This window comes from Ruegeria sp. BHSB058 (assembly GCF_059613285.1).
In genome coordinates this window covers 1-7,659 of sequence record NZ_JBXWSF010000125.1, presented here as the reverse complement: position 1 = coordinate 7,659, position 7,659 = coordinate 1, and the positions used below count along the sequence as shown (strand labels likewise).

Below are 7,659 nucleotides of genomic sequence, written 5' to 3'. Positions count from 1 at the left end.
GCCAACCCCAGTTTTTCGATCATCTTCATCCGAATGTCTTTCCACTTTGGGCCGGGGCGCAGCGGATCAGGCGCGAGGTCGCCAACGCCGCCTGCCGGTGCACCACGGCCTGCCTGTAAACCGGATCGGTCACCATCTCAAGAAACGTGTGTGCCGTAGGATAGCGAGCAACGAACACCTCGTCCCAAGCCTCTTCCTGAGGTCCGATCAGAACGGATTGAAACGCCCCGCGCCAGACGATCGCGGCCCCGAGCCGCGCAATGATCGGCGCGGTTTCGGCCCCGTACCTTTGGTACGCCTCGGCCCCGGTCAACCCCGCGCCCGCCAGTTCGTGACCTTCGGGGTAAACCGCCCTGTCGCGAAATTTCACAAGGTTCAGCATTTCGATGGGGTGATCACGGTCAAGTGCCTTGAAGGCCTCGAACTGCTCCCGCTCGGGATCGACATACCCGCTCATACCATCTCATCCGGAAAGCGGTGCTGCCCGTCCACCAGCGGCAGCGGCTTGGCCCAGACTACGTCCGACAGCCGCAAGTTGCGGTAAAGATGAGGAAACAATGCACCGCCGCGAGACACTTCCCATTTCAGCGCATCGCCCATCGCGTCGCCATCGCAGGCCAGCACGGTCAGCCCATCGGCCCCCGCAAAATGCTTGACGGCGGTCTCGGCAGCCTGTTCGGCGGTCGAGAAATGAACGAACCCGTCGGCCACATCGACCGGCGCGCCAGTGGTCTCGCCCTGCGTCTGTAATACGGCCCATTCGTCCGCCCGGAAAATCTTGTAGATCAGCATAACGCCCAGATGCCTCGGGGCCGGGGCAATATCAAGCCGCAATTCCCCCTACGTCGCCTGCACAGACCCTTTGACTCTGCCAAAGACCCGGCGCACGATCCAAAGAAAAACAACTTTAGGGAGTCAACCAGATGTTTACCCGATTTCTGACCTCGGTTGCCGCGCTTGGCCTGACCGCCGGCGCGGCGGTGGCCGAATACAAGCTGACCATTCTGCATACCAATGATTTCCACGCCCGCTTCGAGCCGATCAACAAATACGATAGCGCCTGCGATGCCGAGGACGACGCCGCGGGCAAGTGCTTTGGCGGCACCGCGCGGCTTGTGTCCGCGATCGAGGACGCGCGTGCGCTAGCCGGCAACTCGATCCTTGTCGACGGCGGCGACCAGTTCCAGGGCTCGCTGTTCTATACCTATTACAAGGGAAAGGTCGCGGCCGAGATGATGAACAAGCTGGGCTATGACGCGATGACCGTGGGCAATCACGAATTCGACGACGGCCCCGAGGTTCTGCGCGGCTTCATCGACGCGATCGACTTTCCCATCCTGATGTCGAACGCCGATTTCAGTGGCGAGGAACTGCTCGAAGGTGTGCTCAAGAAATCTACCGTGATCGAGGTGGGCGGCGAACAGATCGGCCTGATCGGCCTTACACCCGTCGACACGCCGGAAATCGCCTCGCCCGGTCCCAACGTCACCTTCTCCGATCCGGTGCCCGCCGTACAGGCCGAGGTCGACAAGCTGACGGGTGAGGGCATCAACAAGATCGTCGTGCTCAGCCATTCCGGCTATGCCGCCGACAAACGCATTGCCGCCGAAACCTCGGGTGTCGACGTGATTGTGGGCGGGCATTCCAATACGCTTCTGTCCAACGTGCTCGAAGACGCGGTCGGCCCCTATCCGACCATGGTCAACGGAGTGCCGATCGTTCAGGCCTATGCCTATGGTAAGTTCCTGGGCGAGTTGAACGTCACCTTCGATGACGACGGCAACGTCACCGTCGCCGAGGGCGAGCCGCTGATCATGAACGCCACGGTGACCGAGGACGAAGCTACCGTTGCGCGCATCGACGAGTTGGCGCAGCCGTTGGACGAGATCCGCAACAAGGTTGTCGCCAACGCCGCTGCTCCGATTCAGGGCGACCGCTCGGTTTGCCGCGTGCAGGAATGCGAGATGGGCAACCTGGTGGCCGACGCAATGCTGGATCGGGTAGCGGATCAGGGCGTGACAATCGCCATCGCCAACTCGGGTGGGTTGCGCGCCTCGATCGATCCCGGCGACGTGACGATGGGCGAGGTCCTGACGGTGCTGCCGTTTCAGAACACGCTATCGACCTTCCAGATCAGCGGTCAGGGCATAATCGACGCGCTGGAAAACGGCGTCAGCCAGGTCGAAGAGGTCAAGGGCCGCTTCCCGCAGGTGGCGGGCATGACCTTTACCTGGGACCCGTCGATCGCACCGAACGAGGGCCGGGTGGTCGAGGTGATGGTCGCCAGCGACGATGGTTTCGTGCCCATCGACCCGGCGGCAACTTATCTTGTGGTGACCAACAACTATGTCCGCAATGGCGGCGACGGCTATGACGTGTTCGCGGGTGACGACAAGAACGCCTATGACTTCGGTCCCGACCTGGCCGATGTCACCGCGGAATACCTGGCGAAAAACGCGCCCTATCAACCTTACGTGGACGGCCGCATCATCCAGAAATGATCAGTCGCGGATCTCGGGCCACAGCCCGGGGTCCAGCCCGTCGATGAACGGCGCCAGCATCTCGGCATGCTCGCGCCACTTCCCGATCGAGCGGGAATGCACGCTCTGGCGCAACTGCGTGTCGCTGAAGGTCAGAACCTGTCCCTCATGGCGTTCGGGGTGCGCCATATTCTCGACCCAGTCGAGGCCGCAGAACTCTGCCAGCTTCTTTGTCTCGCCCTCAATGTCCGAAACCAGGGTTTCATAACGCAGTTCGAATACCCGCCCCGGCATCACCTTGTGCCAATGCGCCATGACGCGGGCGTGAAAATTGAACCGGTCGGCCATGGCCGCAAGATCATAGGCATAGGTCATCGACCCCCCGGCAAAATGGGCCTGCCAGATCGACAGGGCGACATCGCGCGGATCGCGTCTGAGCTGGACCATGCGCGCCTCGGGATGCGCCTTGGACAGGAAGCCCAGCAACCGGTAATTCTCGGGCATCTTGTCAACATAAGCCTGCGCCTTGCGTGCAAATTCCGGCAGACGCGCACGGTCTGCCTCGGCATAGGCACGCGCGGCATCCGTGTCATAGGGCGTGTTGTCGGTCAGATAGTGATCGAGCAGCAAGGCGGGCACCGCGCGCTCTCCCAAAGACACCACATCGGGATGCGCCGACAGCAGTACTTCGGTCAGGGTCGTGCCCGAACGCGGCATGCCGACGACATAGATCGGGCGTGGCGACGCGGGTTCGAGTGGGGAAGTCGCGGAATTCTCGTCCGGAAACCGACCTTGCACTGATGCCAGCGATTGCGCCGTCTCATTTGCGTCATAGGGGGCCTTTGCCGCCATCGCTGCGTTGGCCTTGCCCAGATGCTCGGCAAAGCCCGGCATGTCACCCGCCTGTTGGGCAACTCGCGCGCGGGCAAAATGCAGATAGGTCCGGTCCGGCGCGTCCTTGGGCAAGGTCTTGAGCGCCTGTTCGACCCGGGGCGCAAGTTCTGCATTTTGCTCAGCGCTGTTCATCCGTGCCAGCGTTTCCAGCGCCACCGGATCCCCCGGAACCAGTGCCAGAACCGCTTCGCATTCTGACCGAGCGCCTTCGCTGTCCCCGTTCGACAGCAACTGCGTCGCCAGCCGGTGCCGCGCCTCGGCGTTGTCGGGGGCCAGCGCCACGGCCTTGCGCGCCGCCGCCGTCGCATCGTCGCTGCGGATCAGGCGGGCAAGTGGCAGGCTGATATCGACCAGCGTTTCCACGTCATTAGCGTTCATCGCCAACAACGCCTCGAAATCCGCAACGGCACCTTCATAGTCACCAACAGCCTTGCGCAACACACCCCGCAGCCGCAAGGCGCGATAGTTCCGTTTTTCGAGGCGTAGAACCTCCGAGACGCAGTCCATCGCGCCGTCATTGTCCCCTTGTGCCATCAATCCCTGCGCTTTGATGTAAAGCGCGCCGATATCCTTGGGCTGGGCCTGCAACACCTTGTCGAGCATCGGCATCGCCGCGTCGGCCCGACCCAGAAACACCAGTGTCTGCGCCATGTTCTTGCGTGCGTCCTGAAACCCGGGATCAAGGCTGAGCGCCTTCTTGAAATAGGGCACCGCATCCTTGTGCTTGCCCAGCCCCGACAGGCAGATGCCCGCGATATTGGGAAAGGCCGGATGGGACTTGTGCCGTTTAATACCCGCCTTCGCCCCCTTGAGAGCGGGTTTGAGCCGCCCCTGATTGAGCAGCATCACCGTGGATTTCAGATCGTTTTCGAGTGTCATGACACGGGTTACACCGGCAATCACGGACAGGTGCAAGAGAAATCCTGTGAGCCGGGGAATTGCATTCGTCATTTCCGGCCCTAAGCTGCGGGGATGTGCGGTCGATTTGCCATAACCCTGCCAAGCGACGCGATGGCGCAGCTGTTTGCAGCGCAGCCAGCGAACGCTTTGCCGCCGGTGCCCAACTACAACGTCTGTCCGACCAATCAGGTGCATGTGATCCGCGCGGCAGAAACCGGTCGACAACTTGTACAAATGCGGTGGGGTTTCCTCCCGCACTGGTACAAATCGCACAACTCGGGTCCGCTGCTGATCAACGCCCGTGCCGAGACCATCGCCGAGAAACCGGCCTTTCGCGCCGCCTGCCGCGAGCGCCGCTGCATGATCGTGGCCACCGGTTTTTATGAATGGACAAAGACGGATCAAGGTCAACGGCTGCCCTGGTACATCCGTCGCCGCGACGACGCCCCCATCGCCTTTGCCGGGGTCTGGCAGGATTGGGGGCCTGAAGATGCCCGCGAAACCACCTGCGCCATCGTGACCACGCAGGCCAATCAGAGGATGAGCGCCGTTCACCACCGGATGCCGCTTGTTCTGGAAAGTGAAAACTGGCCCTTGTGGCTCGGAGAAGCGGGCAAGGGGGCAGCGCGCCTGATGCAGCCGGGAGGTGAAGATGTGCTGGGATTTCATCGGGTTGGCGTTGCCGTCAATTCCAACCGGGCCAGCGGGCCGGATCTGATCGAACCCCTGGCCACTGGCGCTGATTGATGTATGCCTACGGCCTCTTTCCCTTTGTCTGCGGGCGGGATAGACGGTCATCATGGCACTGAATTTCAACACCTTACCCGAGCTTTACGCCCACGGTTTCGACACCGTGATCGACGTGCGCAGCCCGGCGGAATACGCCGAGGATCATCTGCCCGGAGCAATCAGCCTGCCGGTTCTCGACAACGAGGAACGCGCGCGGGTGGGTACGATCTATAAACAGCAAAGCCCGTTTCTGGCCCGCAAACTGGGGGCCGCGCTGGTATTCCGAAACGCCGCGGGTCACGTGGAACAGCACCTTAGCCACCATGATGGCAACTGGCGGCCACTGGTTTATTGCTGGCGCGGCGGGCAGCGCTCCGGATCGTTCACATGGATGCTGCAACAGATCGGCTGGCGCGCTGACGTGATCGAGGGCGGGTATCGTACCTATCGGCGGCTGGTGAACCGGTATCTCTATGACGATCCCCTGCCGCATCGTTTCATTGCGCTGGATGGGTATACCGGAACCGCCAAGACCGAGCTTCTGGCGCGCCTCGGTGCGCGCGGTGCACAGGTGGTAGACCTGGAGGGGCTGGCCAATCATCGCGGCTCGCTATTGGGGGAAATGCCTGGCGGGCAACCCAGCCAGAAAGCGTTTGAATCGGCCCTTGCCGGGGTGCTTTGCGCGCTTGATCCCGCACGGCCCGTCGTGGTCGAGGCGGAATCATCGAAGGTGGGTGAACGCATCCTGCCGCCCAGTCTGTGGTCATCACTCTGTGTGGCACCCCGGATCGAACTCTCCGCCCCGATCGAGGCGCGGGCGGCGTATCTCGTTCGTGCTTATGATGACATCCTTTCGGATGGCGACCGGTTGCGCGACCGGTTGAACCCATTACGGTTTCATAGGGGACACGATGTGGTGGATACCTGGTTCGGTCTGATTGAAGCCGGGGACAAGCAAGGGCTGACCCGCTTGCTGATGGAGCAGCACTATGACCCGGCCTACACGAGGTCGCGCAGGGCGCGTGCGGCCGAACCGCTGGCGCGCGTCACCGCGCAATCATTGGATAGTACGGGCCTGGATCACGCTGTGGCACAGATCGAACGGATTCTGTCTCAGCTCTGAAGGGTCAGACCGGGCCTGTCGGTTAACCGACCGATGACTACGGCCGGGTATCCGGCGTTTCGTAACTCTTGCAATAGTTTTTCGGCATCCTTTGGGGAGACAGCCGCCAGCAAGCCACCTGCAGTCTGCGGGTCGAACAACAGATCGGTCTTGCCACCTTCGGGCAACTCGCGTGTCAGCCCCCGGTTGTCCGTGAACAGGGTGGATCGCACGCCTTTTTCGGCCAGGTCCAACGCTCCTGCCATGACCGGAATCACATCCAGATCGAGTTCAGCACCGCATCCTGATGCCTCGCACAGGCCTTGCAGGTGTCCGGCAAGGCCAAATCCGGTCACGTCGGTCATTGCATGAGCCTGCGAAAGTATCGCAGATGCATCGCCTAGGGGCTGAACCATATGTTCGTACGCGGCGGCGATCCAGGCACCGTCTGCCTGTCCGGCCATCTCGGCGGCCATCAGAACACCGCTGCCCAATGGTTTGGTCAGAATCAGGCTGTCGCCCGCCATGCCGCCCGACAGGGTGATCGGGTCGCGGTCGCACAGACCTGTTACGGTGAAGCCGATAGTCATTTCGTCGCCCATCGAACTGTGGCCACCGATGATTTCCGCCCCGGCCGCACGCATGACGCTGTTCGCGGCGGACATGATCTCGGCCATTGTGCGCCGCTGCAAGTCGACCGACATGCGTGGCAGGATCAGGGTCGCGGTTGCCGCCTGTGGCTGTGCGCCCATTGCCCAGATGTCGCCCAGTGCGTGCACCGCTGAAATACGGGACATCAGGACCGGATCAGCCACCAACGCGCGCAAATGGTCCGAGGTCATGACCTGACGCACCCCGCCGGTCCTGAGCAGGGCGGCATCGTCGCCCGGCAGCGGTGTCACATCTGCCCGTACGTGATGTGGCAGGGCAGCCAGCGCTTCGCGCAACGCGCCTCGCCCGATCTTGGCGCCGCACCCTCCGCACATCGGTTTGTCGCCCAGTGCCTCGCGCAGGCCTGCCGCATGGTGGCGGGGCAGGGGCGGCAGCGACATCCGGGGCAGGTCGCGGAACCGGTTCATGAATTTCTGGTCGATGTGGTTTTTCCACCGCCACATCAGCGGACCGCTGAAAGATGTTCCGAACCGTTCGCCGAGCGCGGATTTTCCGCCCAAACTCACCAGTTTCAGATAGTCCTTTTGCGGAACATAGCGGCGCATTCGGCCCGACCCCAGCGCGGCGCGCAGATTGTCGAACAGAACCGGTGCCTCGCGCACCGCATAGACCCCGGCCTTGGGGCGCGGATCTTCGGCCAGATGAGCGCAGTCGCCCGCGGCAAAGACATTCGGGTCGCTGGATTGCAGACAGCCGTTCACCGAGATGTAGCCATCATGCAGTGCCAGACCGGATTCAGCGATCCAGTCATAGGCGCGCGCACCCGCAGCGCCAGTGACGAATTCGGCTTCGATCCGGCGTCCATCCGTCAGCGTCAGGCATCCGAGTTCGATGCTTTCGACACCGGTATTCTCGATCACGTCGATACCCAGGTCCGCCATC

7 protein-coding genes are annotated in these 7,659 nt (G+C 62.2%); 3 read left to right on the top strand and 4 right to left on the bottom strand.

Going from position 1 to position 7,659, the window contains the following annotated elements; genetic code table 11:
* Positions 1 to 25 precede the first annotated feature (25 nt).
* Positions 26 to 457: a DUF1330 domain-containing protein gene (locus AC2FNB_RS19940; protein WP_496748537.1), complete on the bottom strand. Its 432-nt coding sequence runs from the start codon at positions 455 to 457 to the stop codon at positions 26 to 28.
* The gene (locus AC2FNB_RS19935) at positions 454 to 792 is read right to left on the bottom strand and encodes a DUF952 domain-containing protein (RefSeq protein ID WP_480751324.1); all 339 of its coding nucleotides are present in this window, start codon (positions 790 to 792) and stop codon (positions 454 to 456) included. Before AC2FNB_RS19935 ends, AC2FNB_RS19940 begins: the two co-directional genes overlap by 4 nt.
* A 131-nt stretch (positions 793 to 923) precedes the next feature.
* Here AC2FNB_RS19935 and AC2FNB_RS19930 point away from each other — a divergent pair, with 131 nt between their 5' ends.
* Positions 924 to 2,501 carry a bifunctional metallophosphatase/5'-nucleotidase gene (locus AC2FNB_RS19930; protein WP_496748536.1) on the top strand — a complete coding sequence of 526 codons (1,578 nt, stop codon included), beginning with the start codon at positions 924 to 926 and terminating at the stop codon, positions 2,499 to 2,501.
* On the opposite strand, the gene AC2FNB_RS19925 is transcribed toward AC2FNB_RS19930, so the two are convergent.
* Positions 2,502 to 4,289, bottom strand: coding sequence for a tetratricopeptide repeat-containing sulfotransferase family protein (locus tag AC2FNB_RS19925; protein ID WP_496748535.1), 1,788 nt, complete (start codon positions 4,287 to 4,289; stop codon positions 2,502 to 2,504).
* Between the two features lie 57 nt (positions 4,290 to 4,346).
* On the opposite strand from AC2FNB_RS19925, the gene AC2FNB_RS19920 reads away from it, so the two are divergent.
* Both AC2FNB_RS19920 and mnmH read left to right on the top strand, forming a co-directional pair.
* Positions 4,347 to 5,021: an SOS response-associated peptidase gene (locus AC2FNB_RS19920; protein WP_496748534.1), complete on the top strand. Its 675-nt coding sequence runs from the start codon at positions 4,347 to 4,349 to the stop codon at positions 5,019 to 5,021.
* A gap of 52 nt (positions 5,022 to 5,073) precedes the next feature.
* Positions 5,074 to 6,126: a tRNA 2-selenouridine(34) synthase MnmH gene (gene mnmH / locus AC2FNB_RS19915; protein WP_496748533.1), complete on the top strand. Its 1,053-nt coding sequence runs from the start codon at positions 5,074 to 5,076 to the stop codon at positions 6,124 to 6,126.
* Here the strand turns inward: mnmH and selD are convergent.
* Positions 6,117 to 7,659, bottom strand: a 1,543-nt coding sequence (selD, locus tag AC2FNB_RS19910; protein ID WP_496748532.1) for a selenide, water dikinase SelD, incomplete at its 5' end; no start/stop codon positions are given. The two genes, mnmH and selD, sit on opposite strands and share 10 nt — an antisense overlap.